Annotated in this window: 10 protein-coding genes; all 10 read right to left on the bottom strand. The window is 38.6% G+C overall.

The annotated features are described in order from the left end of the window. Positions 1 to 7: 7 nt before the first annotated feature. The 10 genes from QMG60_RS12890 to QMG60_RS12845 all read right to left on the bottom strand — a co-directional run bounded on the left by QMG60_RS12890 (position 8) and on the right by QMG60_RS12845 (position 18,558). Complete coding sequence (locus QMG60_RS12890; RefSeq protein WP_281865169.1) at positions 8 to 847, bottom strand: SDR family oxidoreductase; 840 nt, start codon at positions 845 to 847, stop codon at positions 8 to 10. Next, the gene (uxaC, locus tag QMG60_RS12885) at positions 840 to 2,246 is read right to left on the bottom strand and encodes a glucuronate isomerase (RefSeq protein WP_281865168.1); all 1,407 of its coding nucleotides are present in this window, start codon (positions 2,244 to 2,246) and stop codon (positions 840 to 842) included. The genes QMG60_RS12890 and uxaC overlap by 8 nt, the downstream gene beginning before the upstream one ends. Positions 2,247 to 2,392: 146 nt before the next feature. Then, positions 2,393 to 4,129: a RagB/SusD family nutrient uptake outer membrane protein gene (locus tag QMG60_RS12880; protein ID WP_281865167.1), complete on the bottom strand. Its 1,737-nt coding sequence runs from the start codon at positions 4,127 to 4,129 to the stop codon at positions 2,393 to 2,395. A 21-nt stretch (positions 4,130 to 4,150) separates the two neighbouring features. Continuing rightward, entirely contained in the window at positions 4,151 to 7,213 is a 3,063-nt protein-coding gene (locus tag QMG60_RS12875) for a TonB-dependent receptor (protein ID WP_281865166.1), read from the bottom strand. A 390-nt stretch (positions 7,214 to 7,603) separates the two neighbouring features. Continuing rightward, on the bottom strand, positions 7,604 to 10,225 hold the full coding sequence (locus QMG60_RS12870) for a glycoside hydrolase family 3 C-terminal domain-containing protein (protein WP_281865165.1): 2,622 nt from the start codon (positions 10,223 to 10,225) through the stop codon (positions 7,604 to 7,606). A 26-nt stretch (positions 10,226 to 10,251) separates the two neighbouring features. Continuing rightward, positions 10,252 to 12,450, bottom strand: coding sequence for a glycoside hydrolase family 3 N-terminal domain-containing protein (locus QMG60_RS12865; RefSeq protein ID WP_281865164.1), 2,199 nt, complete (start codon positions 12,448 to 12,450; stop codon positions 10,252 to 10,254). 11 nt (positions 12,451 to 12,461) lie between these two features. Further along, positions 12,462 to 13,460, bottom strand: a complete 999-nt coding sequence (locus QMG60_RS12860; RefSeq protein WP_281865163.1) for a GRP family sugar transporter — start codon at positions 13,458 to 13,460, stop codon at positions 12,462 to 12,464. A gap of 19 nt (positions 13,461 to 13,479) precedes the next feature. Next, positions 13,480 to 15,075: an ADP-ribosylglycohydrolase family protein gene (locus QMG60_RS12855; RefSeq protein WP_281865162.1), complete on the bottom strand. Its 1,596-nt coding sequence runs from the start codon at positions 15,073 to 15,075 to the stop codon at positions 13,480 to 13,482. Between the two features lie 6 nt (positions 15,076 to 15,081). Beyond that, on the bottom strand, positions 15,082 to 15,990 hold the full coding sequence (gene rbsK / locus QMG60_RS12850) for a ribokinase (protein WP_281865161.1): 909 nt from the start codon (positions 15,988 to 15,990) through the stop codon (positions 15,082 to 15,084). 3 nt (positions 15,991 to 15,993) lie between these two features. After that, positions 15,994 to 18,558, bottom strand: a complete 2,565-nt coding sequence (locus tag QMG60_RS12845; protein ID WP_281865160.1) for a beta-L-arabinofuranosidase domain-containing protein — start codon at positions 18,556 to 18,558, stop codon at positions 15,994 to 15,996. Positions 18,559 to 18,565 lie beyond the last annotated feature (7 nt).

The raw sequence follows: 18,565 nt of genomic DNA, 5'->3' as shown, positions 1-18,565 counted from the left end.
ATTTAGTTTAAACTCCTGATGATGATAAAAAACCGCCATCTATAGGAACAACAATTCCAGTTACAAATGAAGCGGCCTTATCATCGATAAGCCAGTTCATGCATCCGATTAATTCCGACGCTTCTCCAAAACGTTTCATTGGAGTATGCCCCAACACATTTTCAGCACGGGCTGTCTGGGAGCCATCCTCATTGTACATGATTTTTTTGCTTCTTTCATTTAAGAAAAATCCCGGTGCAATTGCATTTACTCTCACATTGGCTGGTGCAAGATAAGTGGCAAGCCATTGTGTAAAATTGGCTATTCCGGCTTTTGCCATTCCGTATGCTCCTACTTTTGTCAAAGGACGGTAACTGTTCATAGAGGCAATATTGATGATCACACCCGATTTTTGTGACGCCATATCTCTTCCGAAAACAAAGGAAGGAATGACTGTACCCATGGTATTGACATTAATTACATTTTGAAAGACGTCCATATTTAGATTAAAAAAACCCTTAACGCCATCTTTACCATTAAGTTCGTCTTCCTGAAATTCAGTAGTATTTGTAAGGGCATCCATTTGATTGCCACCCGCTCCGTTTATAAGTACGCTGCAGGTGCCTAATTCTTTTTTTATAATTTCTTTAGCCTCAGCAACGGATTGGGTATTGGAAACATCAACAGCTATAGAAATAGCAGTACCGCCCTGTTCTTTAATCTGTTCCTCTACTAATTTTAATTTCTCAAGTGTTCTGCCAAGCAGTGCTAACTTATATCCCTGAGATGCCAGATTACGGGCCATCTCCGAGCATAATGTTCCACCCGCGCCTGTAACCACCGCAACTTTTGATTGTGTATTATTCATTTGATATCATTATTTTACTATTGTTATAGCATATATCGGTTATTAATTCTTTTAAGTACAAGTCATTTTTTGGCAGTAATCCTTTCTCTACCCATTCACCAATTATATTGCACAAAATTCTTCTGAAATAATCATGTCTGGAGAATGATAGTATGCTTCTTGAATCTGTGGTCATCCCTACAAAACGACTTAGCAGCGAATAATTGGCAGAAGCCAATAACTGCGCCTTAATGCCTTCAATATGGTCATTAAACCACCAGGCAGGTCCGAACTGAACTTTTCCAGGCGTGCCGTCTTCTGCAAAAGAGCCCGTAATTGTAGCAAAAGCTTCGTTATCAGATGGATTCAATGTAAAAAGCAATATATTTGGCAGCCTATTATTTTGTTCCAGTGTATCTAAAAAACTGCAGATGCTGGCTACGGCAGCACAACTTCCAATGGAGGCGTACCCTCCAGCAGCTCCAGCCAGGTTTCTAAGGCGTGAACTGGTGTATCGCTGTGCACCTATATGCAATTGTAAAGTCCATTTTCGTGACGCAAATTCTGCTCCAAGTACTACTAAAATATGCGACTGAAGTTGCAGTTTTTGATCTTCATCTAATGTCTTACTGTTCAGTACAAATTCAAAAAGTTCCGAAGCATCTTGTTCTGATACCTCTAAGAAAGTAAAGCCAGCATCAAGCGCCTGATCTGCCAGCCTGCAGCCATTTTCATGAAAATGATCAAGCTGGAATTGGATCGCAGACCTAAAGTCAGCGTAATTGTTTATTGCTATCCCTGAATGTTTGGATAAATTCTGTAGAAAACCAGCCGTTTCCCATGCATCGATTTGTAATGCGAGATCACATCGCAGTGAAGGCAGTACTGTAAAATTAGAATTTTCTGAAGCCTCTTTGTGCACTGTTAAATCATCAAACCAATTGTCTGAGGTACATAAAGTATCTACATTGAATTTTTCCATTAAAGATCTGGCAGAGAATTCATCACTTTTTAGCAGCTCATTACAGCGGTTCCAGATAGTCTCGGCACTTTCCTCATTAAGCAGTTCTTCAATTCCAAAAATATTTTTAAGTTCTAAATACGACCAGTGAAAAAGAGGGTTGCCCATTGTTTTTGGAAATGTTCTGGCCCAAGCCATAAATTTTTCCTTGTCACTTGCGTCACCTGAAATATAATGCTCTGCTATACCGTTAATACGCATTGCCCTGTGTTTGTAAGGATCATTGCATACCCATAATTCGGCGATATTGCTGAACTTTTTGTTGCTTGCCAAATGGTCTGCATTGATATGGTTGTGGTAATCCACAATTGGAAGTCTTTCGGCTATTTCATGAAAAAGAAATAAAGCCATAGGATTTTCCAGAAAATAATCTTGTCCAAGAAAATTAAAGTTTGACATTTATAGTAGTGTATGTAATTCAAAGTCATTTATATGTCTGAATAAATATTCAAAGGCTGTCCATAAGAAATTGGTATTGTATATAACCCCGTATACAGTTACATATACGGGGCTACTCTAAAAACAAAAACTAAGTAAACCAAAACTTAATATCCAGGATTTTGGGCTAGTACGGCCCCTGTATTGGCTTCAATTTCCTTTTGGGGAATCGGCCATAAGTCATATTTAGGTGCGTAGGTAGGTCCAGTAAGCCAATTATATTTAACTACACGCTCTCCATATTTTCCAACACGGCGCAACGTAATTTGACGCTGTTCCTCAAAAACCATTTCCCTTGTTCTCTCATCCAAAATGTAGTCTATGTTAACATTTCCAGGGGTAACATTTACTGCACCTGCTCTAGCACGCACAACATTAATATCATCAGCAGCTGCAGATAAATTACCTAAAGCCAGATATGCCTCAGCTCTTAATAAATAGGCTTCTGGTAAACGAAGAATATACGTATCATGATATGTTGCTGCAGCTCCGCTTCCTAAAAGAAGTGGATTTGCTGGATCATATAAACCAGCCGGATGGTCTCCTGGAGTTGTTGCTTTAACAAACCACTTATAAAATCTCCAGCCTCCGGCATTTGCCACCTGCAACGGAGTACCCACGCCGCTTCCCATATTTTTTCCTCTAAACTGCGATACTTTTTTTCCAAAATAGGCAGAAGCTGGATTATCATAGACGGCATCTTTTATTAAATTAGCATCATTACAGCGGATATCACCTGCATAATTTGCTGGCCATAATCCGCCACCTGTATCATTTACAGTATTTGTAGTGTAAGCTGTAGGCTGTAAAAACGATACTCCGTTTCCGCCTACATTATCATCAGAGCGTCTTCCCAAGAAGCCGGGCTTACCATCCGGATCTGTAATACTCCAAACAGCAGGATTGCAATTACGCTCAAACATATTAGCTCCTCCTGCATCTGTCGATTTGATAATACCTCCTGGTACATCGGTCTCAAACTGGGCTACCCAAAGTGCTTCCTTATTACCAGACGATCTGTTTTGATTTCCCCTCTGCCATAAATCCCAAAAAACATCCTTTCCAAAAACTGTAGAACGGGTTCCAAAACGTGCTTTCATTAAAGCCACATTAGGATCATTGACCACTTTTGAAATTTCAGTAACTGCTTCTGCATGGCGCCCTAATGATATTAAAGTTTCACCTAAATAAAAACTGGCCACTATGTTAGAAACCCTACCGTCTTTCACTTTGTTGATCGGCAGCATGCCATCAGCGGCGTCTTTAAAATCAAGCGCCATCTGATTTAGAATTTCTTCTCTGGTTGCTCTTACCCTGTCCAGAACCGGAGTTTGTGAAAATTCGGTAACAAGCGGAACCCCGCCATATAGATATACCATGTCACGATAAGCTTTTCCTCTAAAAAACTTAGCTTCCGCAATTACCGGTATTTTCTGCTCGGGAGTTAAGCTTGATTTATTGACATTATCAATTAATAGGTTAGCCAGTGCTATAATTTTAAAATTTTCCTGATAAAAAAAAGTCGGGGCATAATTAGAAGGTACCAAAGCAGTAACTAAAGAGCCCATTTTTTCATTTGTTCCAGTTCCTCTGGAAGAAAAATAAGAATCTGTTGCATAAAGTAAAGAATACGAAACATCAGAGGTACCAATGTAATATATATATCTTTCCTTTACATAAAAATTGGCAATAACCCCTTCGATTCCTGCACTATTTGAAAACACATTTTCTGCAGTATAAAGCGCTATAGGATCTTCCTTAAGAAACTCGTCCTCATTGCATGATGCAAATGTGCCAAATAACAACAATGCGGCAAAAAGTTTTGTATAATTAGAATTTTTCATTTTAGATGTATTTTTAAATTATTAGAAAGTAAGGTCCAGTCCTAAATTAACACTCTTCATAACTGGCAGGGCAGGATAAAGATCATTTTGAGTGCCAGGAATTTTTGGAGAAATACCCAATCCTGAAACTGTTTCCGGGTCCCAGCCTTTCCACTTGGTCCAGGTTGCAAGATTCTTTCCGCTTACATATAATTTTACATTAGCAAGCCCTGCTTTCTTTACAAGATCTTTGTCCATTGTATAGGCAAATGATATATCCTGCAACCTCACAAAACTTCTGTCTTTATATGGTGAAAAGTCAGATACTGGAGAGATGGAGTTAGGTCTGGCATATTCTGCATTAGGATTATTTGGAGCCCAGGAATCAATATCACTAAAATGATTATTTGCAACATAGGTAGTCAAACCATAATATCCTCCATTATTTGACCATGGATCATTTAAGGCAATACCTCCCTGAATTGAACTGATAAAGAATTTAAGCGAAAAATTTTTGTAAGTTAAATTATTACTGATACCAAATTGATAATTTGCCTCTGTATGTCCGATAAATGTCCTGTCTTTTGCATCAATTATTCCATTATCGTCCAAATCTTTAAATCTGTAAGATCCTGGCTCTGAGCCCGCAGGTATCGCATCACCAAGCTGATAAATTCCATCCTGAACATAAGTATATACCGTTCCTATTGATTTTCCAATAAAAAAGTTATTTTGAACTAAGTCATCTTCTTTACCATCATTATTTAAATCTTCACCTGTTAAGTGAGTAATTTTATTGTCATTATGTGAAAAATTGAAACCCAGATCCCAATTCCAGTCTTTGGATCTAACAGGGTTAAAACTTAAGTTAAACTCAAATCCTGTATTTTGAACTTCTCCAATATTTACCCTTACGGAATTAACACCCGAGGTAGCACTTAAAGCTCTGTCAAATAGCATGTCGTTAGTTGATGAGAGGTAATAATCTGCACTACCTGAAATACGGTTATTAAAAAATGCGAAATCCAGTCCAATATTATAACCTTCTGTTTTTTCCCATGTTAAATCCGGACTTACCAATCCATTTAAGGTAAAGCTATTCACTGTTTGTGTATTATCTCCAAAAACATATTGATTATTGGTACTCGAAGAATAAGTATACTGTGATGAATAACGTGGTGAAGTATTACCATTTAAACCGTAGCTAGCTCTCAATTTAAGCAGGTTAATCTGCGAATATTTAGATAGAAAATCTTCCTTTGACATAACCCAGCCCACAGAAACTGCAGGGAAATAGCCTATTTTATTTCCTTCTGCAAAAGCAGAATGGCCGTCCCTGCGAATACTTGCATTAAATAGGTATTTACCATCGTAATCATAAATAATTCTGGCTGTTGTGGATAGGAAAGATTCTTTATAACCTCCTGAACCTACTTTTGGAATAAGCCCTACTCCTAGGTTATTGTATCCTAAAGTCTGATTTGAAAATTGGCTTGCAGATGCATCGGTGAATTCATTTTCAATTCTGTTCCATCCATAAACCAAGGTGGCATTTAACCCATGCATATGTTTTTCATCTAAATGAGTAACATAACTCAGGATATTATCCAGAGCAGTATCATAGGTACTTGAATTATTCTTATAAGCGGTCCCTTGTTTGTTGGCTCCGTTTGGATTCGAATTAAATCTTTGATTCCATCGGTAATTGTTATTATAATTTATTCGATAGTTTAGCCCTTTGATTCCTGGGATATCAATAGAAGCATAGGCCTGAGCGCCGATATTATTTTGCTTATCCAAATCATCGGACAGAACTGATAAAAATGGATTTTGCAAAGCATTTCCTGCAGGGTTTAATCGCAAGCTGCCATCTGTATTATAAGAAGTATTCAACGGACTCATTAAAATAAAATCCGAAAGACTTGGTGAAACTCCGGAACGATCAGAAAAAACTCCAAAAGCATTAACTCCAACTTTTAGCCACTTATTCACCTGCGTATCAATATTTATACGTACAGAATTACGTTTATAATTATCATTTAGAATCCAGCCAAGCTGATCGGTATAACCAGCAGATAAAAAGAAAGTAGTGTTTTCACTTCCTCCTCGTACACTTAACTGATGATCTACTATAAAAGGACTGTTATTCTGACCTGCCTCAAACCAATTAAAATCAGTTCCGTTATTAATAGAATTTTGAATATCAAGATTAGCTGCTATACCACTATCAGTTAAATAGTTGTAATTTGGATTTGGTGTAATATAATCAGGTGCTAAAAATCCTTTTGTATATTGGTTTAATCTTGAGGATTCTATAAAGTCCTCTCTATTTAAAGTTTTTCTGTTTTTAATAGGAGATTGAATAGAGTAAAAAGTAGAATAACTCACCTCTGTTTTCTGGCTTTTTTTACCCTTTTTTGATGTCACCATAATGATACCATTTGCTGCCTGAGCACCATAGATTGCCTTGCTGCTTGGATCTTTCAAAACATCTACAGATTGAATATCTGCCGGATTTAAATCTGTAAAAGCCCCGCGGTATACTGCACCATCCAGAATAACTAAAACTCCGGTATTACCTCCAAGAGTATTTCTTCCACGAACTGTAATTGTTTGATCGGTACCTGCTGTAGCGGTTTGTCCGATGGTTACTCCAGGAAGAGACCCCTGAAGTGATTGTAAAATACTGGTATTAGGAGAATCTTCAAATTGTTTTAAATTTGCAGAACCAACCGCGCCTGTCAAATCCTTCTTCTTTTGAGTACCATAACCTACAACTACGACCTCATCCAAGGCTGTTCCTGCCTCGACAAGAACTATCTTTAAAGATGTTCCCTGACCTGCCGCAGTTTCCTTAGTTTTAAAACCTACATAAGTAAATATTAGTATAGATTTTGAATCCTGCACCTTCATTGTAAACTTACCGTCAAAATCTGACGAGCCACTATTTGTGGTTCCCTTCTCTAGGATATTTACGCCGGGAATTGGCTGACCTTGCGAATCAACAACTACTCCATTTACCATTTTTTCTTGTGCATTCATAGAATGAACAACCAAAAACAAAACAAATGAAATAAATAAATTAAACTGCTTTTTCATTTTCATAATAAGTTGGTTAAATAATAAGTTAGTTAGTTTTTTTGATCTGTGCTCGGGCACAGAAATGTTTTTTAAAAAAAGCTCTTTAGAAGCTTTTTTAATCTGTGCCCCTGCACATATTATAAATACAAATATATATTTAAAATTTTAGTTTCCTAATTTAATTTCTAATAACTTAAAAAATGTAAATAAAAAAAATGAATACATCAATAATAAACACATTTAAATAATAATTAAATAAAATACAAACTAATATTTACGAATTTATTGCTAGACATTCAACAATTTTACCGCTATTACATTAAATAATTATCGATTAAACATGGAATTAGTAAGAAAAATGTAATAAATTAGAAAATCTTAAAGAAAGGGTTTTCGATTTAAGTCTTAATTAGACTACGGTAAAATTTTTATTGATTTTTCGGCAACAGTTCCATTTTTAAGAAATTGTGATGAAGGCTGAGCGCCGCCAACTGAAATTACAATATTTCCAGTCCATTCTATTGCCAGACCGTTTTCATCTATTACACTTAAATCTTTTGCGGAAACTTTAAATGTAAGAGTCTGAATTTCCCCTGCCTTCAAATGAATTCTTTGAAAACCTTTCAGGGAACGAATAGGCACCTTTACATCAGTACCATTATGTGAAATATACAATTGAGCAACCTCATCTCCTGCTCGCTTGCCGGTATTTTCTACTTTAACAGAGATAGAAATATCCTCCCCTTTTTTAACACTTGAAACTGCCTGCAGATTACTATATCTAAAACTGGTGTAGCTAAGACCAAAGCCAAAAGGATACAAAGGTTCGCCTCTATAATATCGGTAGGTCCTGTTATCCATTGAATAATTTTCGAAATCCGGAAGATCTCCCACATTTTTGTAAAAAGTAACAGGAAGTCTTCCTGCCGGATTATAATCTCCAAACAATACATCTGCAATTGCCTGACCTCCCTCCTGTCCAGGATACCATGCCTGAATAATAGCAGGAAGATTTTTAGCTTCCCACTCAAATCCCATTGCACTGCCTGACATGTTGATATAAATTACTGGTTTTCCTGTTGCCTTTAAAGCCTGCATAGTTTGTGTCTGCAAGGCCGGAAGATTGATATTAGTTCTGTCGCCTCCTTTAAATCCATCGACTGAAACCGGCATTGATTCTCCTTCAAGCTGCGCCGATATACCACCAGCAAAAATAATAACATCAGCATCTTTTACTTTTTCGGCCAAAGCCTCAGGAGAAATAGCTTCGGTTACCCCTATATCGAATTTTACCTCAGCATTATCATTATACTGCACATATTCTATAACAAGCTTGTATTTTTTTCCCTTTTCAGCCTTAAAGGTATAGTAGGAGGTTTTTAAATCCGTATCTATGACTTTATTTCCGTCAAGATATAAAACCGCATGATCGTCTCCCATCAGGCTAAATGTTGTTTCTTTGGTATCATTAGGTACAAAATCAGTTGTCCATCGAACTGAAATATCTCTTATTACAACCTTATTATCAATAAGATGTCCGTCTCCCCATTTAAAATCGACATTTTTATCAAGTTTCTCAATAAGCGGGCTGCCTTCAAATTTTGTGTTTTGAAAATAGGAGGCTTTAAAACCTAACTTTCCTTCGGAGACAAATTCTTTTTCATTATAACGCGACTTGAATACTTTATTGTCGACTAAGTTAATTCCCTGTTCAAACAGCACATTGCCACCAACCTTACTTTTTATTCCTTCCAAAAGGGTGCTAATATGTGAAGGATAACCATAATAGTTAGCCAACATAACCGACTTATCATTTGCATTTGGACCGACCACTGCTATTTTTTTTATCTTCTTACTTAGTGGCAGCAGGTTGTTTTCGTTTTTAAGAAGCACCATTGACTCCTGCGCCATTTTTAAAGCATGAGCTTTATGCGAAGGACTTTCCAAAGCTGAAATATTGATCTTTGACATCGGAGCTGATCCTTCTGGGTCAAACATTCCCAATCGAAAACGTATCGTCAGCAGTCTTTTAACCGAAACATCTACACTTTGTTCCGAAAGAAGTCCCTGAGCAATTGCGCTTTTTAATGCTTTATAAGTAGGATCTGAAGAACATTCGCAATCCGTTCCGTTTAAAACTGCATCTGCGGCCGCGGTTTCCTTATTCGAATGCGTTTTATGCGTTTTCCAGAACATGCTAATTCCTCCGCAGTCTGAGGTAACGTAACCTTTGAAGTTCCATTGTTTTCGAAGAATATCCTGCATAAGAATATCACTTCCGCAACAAGGTTTGCCTTCAAATTGGTTATAAGCGCACATAACACCGCTTACCTTCGCATCTACTATTAAATCACGAAAAGCAGGCAGATAGGTATCCCACAAATCATGTTTTGAAACCTGGGCATTGTAGGTACTACGACTCCATTCTGGTCCACTGTGCACGGCAAAATGTTTGGCACAAGCCGACGCATTAAGATAGACAGGGTCATCACCCTGAAGTCCCTCTACGAATGCCTTGCCAAGTGAGCTAGTCAGGAACGGATCTTCTCCATAGGTTTCCTGTCCTCTTCCCCATCGTGGGTCGCGAAATATATTGATATTGGGAGACCAGTAGGTAAGTCCGAGATAAATACCTGATTTTCCTTTCTTTCTTGAGTCATTATATATAGCCCGTCCCTCAACGGCACAGTACTCTGCCATCTGATGAATAGACTTGGGATTCCAAGAGGCTGCCATAGCAATTGCCTGTGGATAGGAAGTTACATTATAAGGTGTTCGCGCTACGCCATGAAGGCTCTCATTCCACCAATTATAGGCTGGAATATTCAATCTTTCAATAGCAGGTGAATTGTTTACCATCTGGCTCAGTTTTTCATCCAGAGTCATTTTGGAGAGCAGATCCTCTACCCGCTGCTCGATGGTGTATTTAGGATTGTTGTAGCTATTTTGTGCCTGTAGTTTAAACTGGCAAACTAAAATAAAAAAGAACACTATTATTTTATTGAAGTTAAGAGGCATTGAGAAATGAATATTCATAGTTAGTATTTTTTAATGAACCTTACTTACTCAGTAACTTCGAATTTTATCTTTTGATCATTTGCATATAAATAAAACTCTCCGGGTTCAAATAAAAGTTTTCCGTCTGAATCGGGAAAGCTTAAATCGCGTATTGGGTCTATCTCGTAGGTGTAAACCGTTTTTTGTCCAGATTTTATCTCTTTTTTCTCGAAAAACTTCAGTTCCTTTAAAGGTCTTGAAATCGATGCAACAGGATCAGAAACATACCATAACACCGTTTCTTTTCCATCGTATTTTCCTTCATTGGAAATAATGACCTGAAACTTAATTTTTTGTTTTTTGCTGACTTTTACCGCTGACGATTCTACAGGGCTGTACTTATAGTCTGTATAGCTTAAACCATGTCCGAAATTATATAACGGCTGGGTTGAAATATCCTGATAATCGCCTTGTTTATCAAAAGGTCTGGCACTTTGGCGCATACCGTAATAGACAGGTATCTGTCCTGTAGTGAGCGGAAAAGTTATAGCTAATTTGCCTGAAGGATTCAGTCTTCCTGAAAGAATTCCTGCCAAAGGAGTTCCTCCTTCAATTCCTGGCTGCCATATCTCAATGACCGCAGCTGCAGTTTTCTCAAGTCTTGCCAATTCTAGTGGGCGGCCACTGGATAAAACCAGTACAATTGGCTTGCCTGTCTTTTGCAGGGCCTGTGCAAGCTTTTCCTGTATTTCAGGAAGCGCAATTGTAGATCTTGAGGCGTTCTCCCCGCTCCACGTCTTTTTCTCTCCTAAACAAAGTACAATAACATCTGACTGCTGCGCTATAGAAAGAGCCTCAGCAAAGCCTTGCTCATCTGATCCGTCAAAATCACAGCCTTTCGCATAATTAACAGAAACATTTTTAAATTCATTTGCTATGCCCTCAAAAATTGATTCAGCATCTTTTGCTTGTCCGTTAAAAGACCATGATCCAATTATGTTTTCCTTGTCTTTAGCCATAGGGCCAATTAAAGCAATTTTTTTAGTTTCATTTTTAAGCGGCAGAATATTGTTGTTATTTTTTAGAAGTACCATGGATTCTGCTGCCAGATTTGCTGCCAACTGTTTGCTCTGTGGCTGAAGATAGCGCAGATTCTCATCTATAATTTCTGTGTATGGATTGTCAAACAATCCAAGCTCAAACTTAACTTTCAGCACACGGCCTACAGCTTCGTCAATGGCCTTTATTGTGATTTTTTTTTCTGCGAGTAGTGCCGTAAAATTTTCAAGGTAAATATTATCTTTCATGTCCATTTCTACTCCTGCCATAAAAGCTTTCTGAGCTGCTTCTTTTTTATCTTTTGCAACTCCCTGATATGTTAATTGCTCTACTGCATTCCAGTCTGATAGGACAAAGCCTTCAAATTTCCAGCGGTTTTTAAGGATTTCAGTTAATGTGTAATAATTAGATGTAGCCGGAACTCCGCTGATATCGTTGAAACCGCTCATAACAGTGGCGGCACCAGCATCAATACAGGCTTTATAAGGTGGTAAATAGGTTTCCCACAGTGATTGAGGCGATACATCACTAAAACGATAATCGCGTCCGCCTTCGCTCATTCCATAACCTACATAGTGCTTAAGACAGGCGGCGATAGAAAAAGGATCTGAAAGTTTGGCTCCCTGATAGCCTCTTACAGATGCGGCGCCAAAGACAGCGTTTACATATGGATCTTCTCCATAACCTTCAGAAACTCGTCCCCATCTGGGATCTCTTGCAACATCAATCATAGGCGAAAAAGTCCAGTCTACACCGGATAAAACAGACTCTCTTGCCGCTTCGGCGCAATTTAATTTTACAAGCTCCGGATTCCACGAACAGGCTTGCGCAATTGAAATTGGATAAACGGTGCGAAAACCATGAATAACATCAAAGCCAAAAAGAACCGGAATTCCAAGACGGGTCTCCTCCATTGCTTTCTTTTGAACTGCGTTTCTTAAAACCGGATCAGCACTGAAATAGATTAAAGAACCTATTCCCGCAGGAAGTTTTTTAATCTCTGGCCCAATATTATTGGGATTACTGTTGAGTCCGAAAGTATATTGATTAAGCTGAAGTACTTTTTCCTCAAAAGTCATCCGTTTAACTAAATCAGCGACTCTTTCCTGGACTTTTACTGACTTATCCTTATATAATGGCACTTGTCCACTTACCAGGTTCAGTGTAAAAATCACAACCATTGTTTGAATTATAGTAGGTCTCATAATAATTGTTATTATTTTTTTGCTAGAATGATTAAAAGAATTCCAACAAGATATAATGCAAGCATTAAATACAATTTTCTTGTGGTTCCCGGAGAAGCATCTGCAAATTCTTTCCATATAAAAATTCCCCAGATTGCCGCAATAATTGTTGCTCCCTGCCCTAATCCATACGATATGGCAGAACCAGCCATGCCAGATGCTATTATATTAAAAGACATTCCAAGATGCCAGACAGCACCACCAAAAATTCCTATTAGATGATCTTTGGCAGAACCTTTAAAATAATCACGGGCACTTAAGCGGGTTCCCGAAAAAGGAAAACGCATTAACAGCCCATTAAAAATAAAATTGCTCCCCACTATACCCAGTGCAAAAAATACCAGCGCAGTGTACGGAGTGAGTTTACCCGATTCAGGAACTGTAAAATCAGCATATATCGAAGCAGCAACATATTTATAGAAAAAGCCCATCAGGACTCCAGCAATAATAGCAAGCAAAAGTCCTTTAACTGAAAATGATCCTGCAATTGTGGAAACCTTCTTATAGGCGTTTGCATTGAGTAAAATGGCTATTGCAATTAATGCAACCCCGCCAAAAAGCAGTATTGCATTGCCCTGTGGATTGTCAGCATAGTTTACCAGAACTCCTAATATTAAAGCTATTCCTATCCCCACCGGGAATGCAACGCTCATACCGGCTAGGGCAATAGCTGAAACTAAAAGGATATTGGCGAGATTAAAAACAATACCGCCAATAAGTGCAGAAAATATATTTTCTTTATTGGCCTGTGCCATGTTCTCTAAAAATGGCATTCCGGTATTGCCGTAACTTCCCATAGTAAAGGCCATCAATAATGACAAAAGCAAAATGCCTATTGCATAATCCCAATAAAAAAGCTCAAAACGCCAGTGCGAAGAACTTAATTTGGTGGTATTGGCCCACGATCCCCAGCAAAGCATGGTGATAAAACAAAATAAAATTGCTGTGTTATATGAATGAATTACAAACATAATTTAATGTTTTTAATGATTATAAAATTGTGATATTTTTCCAGTAGGCACTCCCGCCAAGCTTGTTGCTTGCCTTAATTAATACATTTTGGAATATTCTTATCTTTACCTCCTGACCCTGATATTTTTTCAAATCAACTAGTACTTCCTGCCATTTTTGGTTTTCTGAAACAGATTCAATAACAGTACTATTAACTTTTTCATCGTCTACATAAACTACTAGTTCCCATGGCCGATCCGTATCTGAACCCGCTATAATTTTTAGTTCCTTTTGTTGTTTTAAATTAATTATACGGCTTAGATTGAGCCTGCGCACTTCATCTCTTGGGTAAGTAACTAACACATTTTGGTCAAGATCTAAATAGGTGCCGCCCTTTGGTCCAAAAAAACCTGCACCTGCAAGCTGCCATGCCGGATTCCAAGTCTTTGTATATTCGGCAAGACTAAAAAGCTCTGCAGGCTGGGGAATAATTTGATCAAGGGGAATAGAAAGACCTTTTGCTGATATCGAAGCTCCATTTTTTAATAAAATTTTCTGACCAATCAAAGCAGTCCGTTTTGAAAGCTCAGTAATACTTTCATCGATAGCCGGCACAAATTCAATCTTGCCCATTTTATCTCCAATTATTCTGTCACCTAATTGCTGCATTAATCCGGAAGGGATTCCCGAAGTTCCTTTCATTGCCATAATAACTCCCGCAGCATTGGCAGCATTACAGTCAGAATCTGTAAAATCAAGACTTCTGGATGCCAGATTAACCGTTTTTAAAAAATCCCCCTCTCCAAACCACAGGCAGGCTGCTATGATGCCGCCATTTGCAACAGCATTGTTTGTATTAGGGTATTCAATATGCCACTTCTGCTCTATAGTTTCCAGAATTTCCTGCACTGGTGTGCCCCCTTCAGCCATAGCAATGACCATGTTCAGACATTTTTTGTACGGGGATTTGTCATCAAGTATCGAAGCTGCTTTACGTACGATTGTTTTGGTATCCTTCTCTATAAATCCCAGACTAATGGCTGTAGCTACAAAAACTGCCCCGTCAGCACCCTCTGCATATCCGTTGACATGACCATATTGCCTTGCCATCCGACCAGCAAGATTAGGCCTTCCGGGTGATAATGCACCATAAACATCTGCACTGAACTGAGGGCCAATTGTAAACCAGAATCTATTATAAAGAGGATGGCCTGTTAAAGGTGCCTTTACTCCTTCATCAAGCAGTTTTCTGGCTTCAGCACTGGATCCCCATGAACCGCATTTATTTTCCTTCCACATTTCCCCAAGCTCTGCTGCAGTCATTTCGGTACCATATTTTTCAAAGCCTTTGATGGCAATCATCTCATAATACCAATCATCATCAAGAAGTCTGGAACGCAATTGTGGCTGGATTTGATCAATCCATTTAACAGAGGCCACAGTGTGCTCAGAAGGCAATGCCATAAGTGTGGCGATGATCTGTCCAGCCCATATAGCGTGAACCCTATCCTCATAATCCTCAAGGGATATCTTAAAAACTTCTTTATGTGTATCGCTGCTGTTTCGTTGTTTTATATCTTGTCCGAAGGCGACAGTACAAAATAATAATGTGAATATTGATGGAAGTAATTTCATAGAACTTTATATTGTAATTTCTTCTCTAAAAGGTGCAGATATTTGGGCTCCCATTCTTGTTACTGATACCGCGGCAGCCTTGCAGGCAAATTCAACTGCTTCTTTCCAGCCTCTATCTTCAGACAAAGCAACAATAAGGGCACCGTTAAAAATATCTCCGGCAGCTGTTGTATCAACTGCATTTACTCTTGGAGATTCAATAAGATCCTTAAAAGATTCAGCAGACACGTAAGCGCCTTTGCTTCCCATGGTAATGATGGTATTTTGTACTCCTCTTGATTTGAAAATTTCTGCAGCCTTTCCCGCTGAAATGGCATCGGTAACTTTAATTCCTGTCAGCAGTTCTGTTTCGGTCTGATTGGGTGTAATTAGAAATAATCCATCATACACTTCATTAGGTAAAATCGCTGCAGGAGCAGGATTTAATATCAGGTATTTATTGTTTATTTTAGCATGTCTTGCAAGGTCTGCAACAACCTCTATAGGCGATTCCAGCTGTGTAATAATCCATTTGGAATCAGCTGCTTTTTCAATCCCCGCCAATACATCATTTGGTCTAAGTAATGCATTGGCTCCTGACGCCACTATGATGGAATTCTCACCCTCAGAATTAACTGTTATTACAGCCACACCCGTAGGTGCATCCTGATCCTGTGCAATACAGCTTATATCAATATTTTCCTGATTATAATGCGCCATGGCATTGTATCCAAAAGTATCGCTTCCGACTCTGCAGATAAATTTAACATCGGCTCCGGCTCTGGCAGCTGCAACAGCCTGGTTGGCACCTTTTCCTCCTTGAAAAATGTAAAAATCACCTCCAAGAATCGTCTCGCCTGGTTTTGGAAATCTTTCTGTTCTTAAAACCATATCGGTATTAGAACTTCCTACTACAATTATTTTACTCTTGTTCATGGCTTATTTTATTGTTTTAATCCACGTGGAAATAACCCCGCCACTTTGCCCCGCATCAGCATAGGGCACTAACAAAACATCTTGCGGGCCATTTTTAGCTTCTGCTTTCACTTTAAATATTTCACCTCCTATCCAATTCTTCGGCAAAGAAAAACCCGAGAACTGCAATTCAAGATCTTTTGGATTTACGCTAATAGCGCTCAAATCCAGATCACCGTTAAGGCTCTTATCGAAGGCCAGTATTTGAGGACCGCGCTGCAAGGCTACCTGATCGGGGTAGCTTTTACCTCCCTGAAGTAGTATAATTGGCAAATGAAACCAGATCTCTATTTGATCCCCTTTTTTCCAAACCCTGTCGATAGAAATGATTTCAGTATTAGTCTCTGTTTGCTTTTGACCATTTACCTTGATAGTAAAATCAGCAGTCCAGTATGGCTTTCTAAATTCAACTGGAAAGTGACTTTTAGCATTATTGTTCACAGTAATAAGTACTTTTTCATCTTTAAGAAAATCTCCTGTCGTGGTAAAAGAAATTTTATCACTTCCTGAAGTCGTGCTATATGTTCCAGGCTGATACAATAGAAAAACCGGGTTGTGGTTTAGGCTTCCGTTACCAAACAGCGGTATCATGGCAATTCCTCTTGGCACACTGCTCATGCAACAGGTAATGACACTGCGATATGGTTTTTTACCCACCAAAGGCGTATAATAACTGACTGCTCCTGTCTGCGGGTTTTCTGCCCCTGTTAGATGATTATAAATTGAACGTTCCAATTCGTCGAGATATTTAATCTGCCCTGTAATGCAGAATAATTGGTAATTGAGCTGTACCCAGGTAGTGGTTACACAGCCTTCTCCCATATTGTCCTTATCACTTGCAGGGAGAACATGATCATCCTGAAAATGTTCAAAAGAGCTTGTCGTGCCGGTTATATACAACCTGTTGGCAACAATATCATTCCAAGCGGTCAGTATAGGCTCCAGAAATTGCTGATCGCCCGTGAGACGATACAATTTTGTTATACCTAAAAAGTTCGACATCATTTCATAGGCTTTGGCATTGGCAACTTTATCGACTCTTTGTTCTGCATTCAACGTGGTTATGATTTTCGGTCCGCCTGCATTATCAAAAGCTTTGATCACCGTATAACAATAATCCAGGTATTTTTTATCGCCCGAAAAGCGATACAGTTCGGCCATAGATTCCAAAATACAAGTTGCTGCCATGCCCACATGGCCTCCTGCCTTTACGATGTCTTTCTGTCCTTTCTCAGTGCCAAAGGTTTTCATGATCAGATCGCCTATTTTCTCACTGGAATTGAGTGCTGGTTTGAATCCCGACAGTTCATAATAACGTAGTAATCCCATCAGATCATAACGGTGGCTCCAGACATCCCAGCTGGTCCAATGGCTGTCCATATCATATGTTCCCAAATAACCGTCTGATAACTGTGCCCCTATAAGCTGTTGGGCAGTCCTGTCGATCTGATTTTTCAATACAGTCGTGGGATGGTTTTCATACGAATTGCAGGCTGCTTCCAAAAATTTGCCAACGTGTTCCCCTATCCACGAATGATTTCCCGGACGATTGATAAAACCTGCCAGCAATGCATCCTCATCTACTTGATAAAGGCGCTTCTCTGTATTTGCTTTTATTTTTTCGCCAAGCCAGCCCTGAATCGCAATCTTGTTTAAGTCAGACGGAACATATTTTTGCTCGGCTTTATAATTGACCGCAGGCAGAGCCCTTTTATAAACGATGTCTTCAAACCCATACTCTGCATTCCACTTCTTAATATATTCCATTGAAGCAATAGACACAGTGTAAACTACTTTCACAAAAGAAGTTTTGGTTTTATAAGGAAATCCTATTTGAGTCTCTCCAACGACAAGTGATGTTTGTTTTTGTGCAGTATAAATCTTATTGCCCTGAAAATTATAAAAATCTGCCTGTATTACTCCTGAAATGATATTTGGGGATTTGTTTGCCACAATCAATTGGTACTCCAAATCTTTATTCTGGATTGGCGCTTTTGTGTCTGCATTGCTGAGGTTTGTTTTATAAGCAAAAAAATTGGCAGGTGCAGCAGCGATAAAGGCAGGCGTTTTTGAAATTTTAAAGGATCCCCAATGTCCTACCCTGATGGCAATTGTATTTTCCTTGTCCCATAAAATATCCTCTCTGGAAACAAGGTAATTTCTATAGGTATCCCCTGATCCGGTAGAACCCAGCAGCTTTCCATTTAAGTAAGTGTCGTCTGTCTGCAGAATTTTACCCATGCTCAAGGTAAGCAATCCTGTTTTTTTGAATTCTGACTGAAGTGAAGATGGAATTATGACTTTCTTGCGAATCCAAAGCGTCCTGTTTGCAGTTGTCTTATGATCGTCGCTCCACTGCAGATCCTTTAACTCTTCCCAGGAAAGATCATTATATTGCATCTGGCTGAATTCGCTTTTATCCTCAAAAGAAATTTTCCAGGGTCCTTCTATAACGAAGTTTTGTGCTGAAGCCTTTATTGCTGTCAGACAAAAAACTAAAATTAAAATGCCGGTATTAAATATTTTCATAATTATT

Source organism: Flavobacterium sp. GSB-24, assembly GCF_027924665.1.
Taxonomy (GTDB): Bacteria; Bacteroidota; Bacteroidia; order Flavobacteriales; family Flavobacteriaceae; genus Flavobacterium.
This window is presented reverse-complemented; position numbering and strand designations above follow the sequence as displayed.

Excerpts from the sequence above, each read along its gene's own strand:
- QMG60_RS12890 (WP_281865169.1), bottom strand. The coding sequence starts at position 847 with ATGAATAATACACAATCAAAAGTTGCGGTGGTTACAGGCGCGGGTGGA.
- uxaC (WP_281865168.1), bottom strand. The coding sequence starts at position 2,246 with ATGTCAAACTTTAATTTTCTTGGACAAGATTATTTTCTGGAAAATCCT.
- QMG60_RS12880 (WP_281865167.1), bottom strand. The coding sequence starts at position 4,129 with ATGAAAAATTCTAATTATACAAAACTTTTTGCCGCATTGTTGTTATTT.
- QMG60_RS12875 (WP_281865166.1), bottom strand. The coding sequence starts at position 7,213 with ATGAAAATGAAAAAGCAGTTTAATTTATTTATTTCATTTGTTTTGTTT.
- QMG60_RS12870 (WP_281865165.1), bottom strand. The coding sequence starts at position 10,225 with ATGAATATTCATTTCTCAATGCCTCTTAACTTCAATAAAATAATAGTG.
- QMG60_RS12865 (WP_281865164.1), bottom strand. The coding sequence starts at position 12,450 with ATGAGACCTACTATAATTCAAACAATGGTTGTGATTTTTACACTGAAC.
- QMG60_RS12860 (WP_281865163.1), bottom strand. The coding sequence starts at position 13,460 with ATGTTTGTAATTCATTCATATAACACAGCAATTTTATTTTGTTTTATC.
- QMG60_RS12855 (WP_281865162.1), bottom strand. The coding sequence starts at position 15,075 with ATGAAATTACTTCCATCAATATTCACATTATTATTTTGTACTGTCGCC.
- rbsK (WP_281865161.1), bottom strand. The coding sequence starts at position 15,990 with ATGAACAAGAGTAAAATAATTGTAGTAGGAAGTTCTAATACCGATATG.
- QMG60_RS12845 (WP_281865160.1), bottom strand. The coding sequence starts at position 18,558 with ATGAAAATATTTAATACCGGCATTTTAATTTTAGTTTTTTGTCTGACA.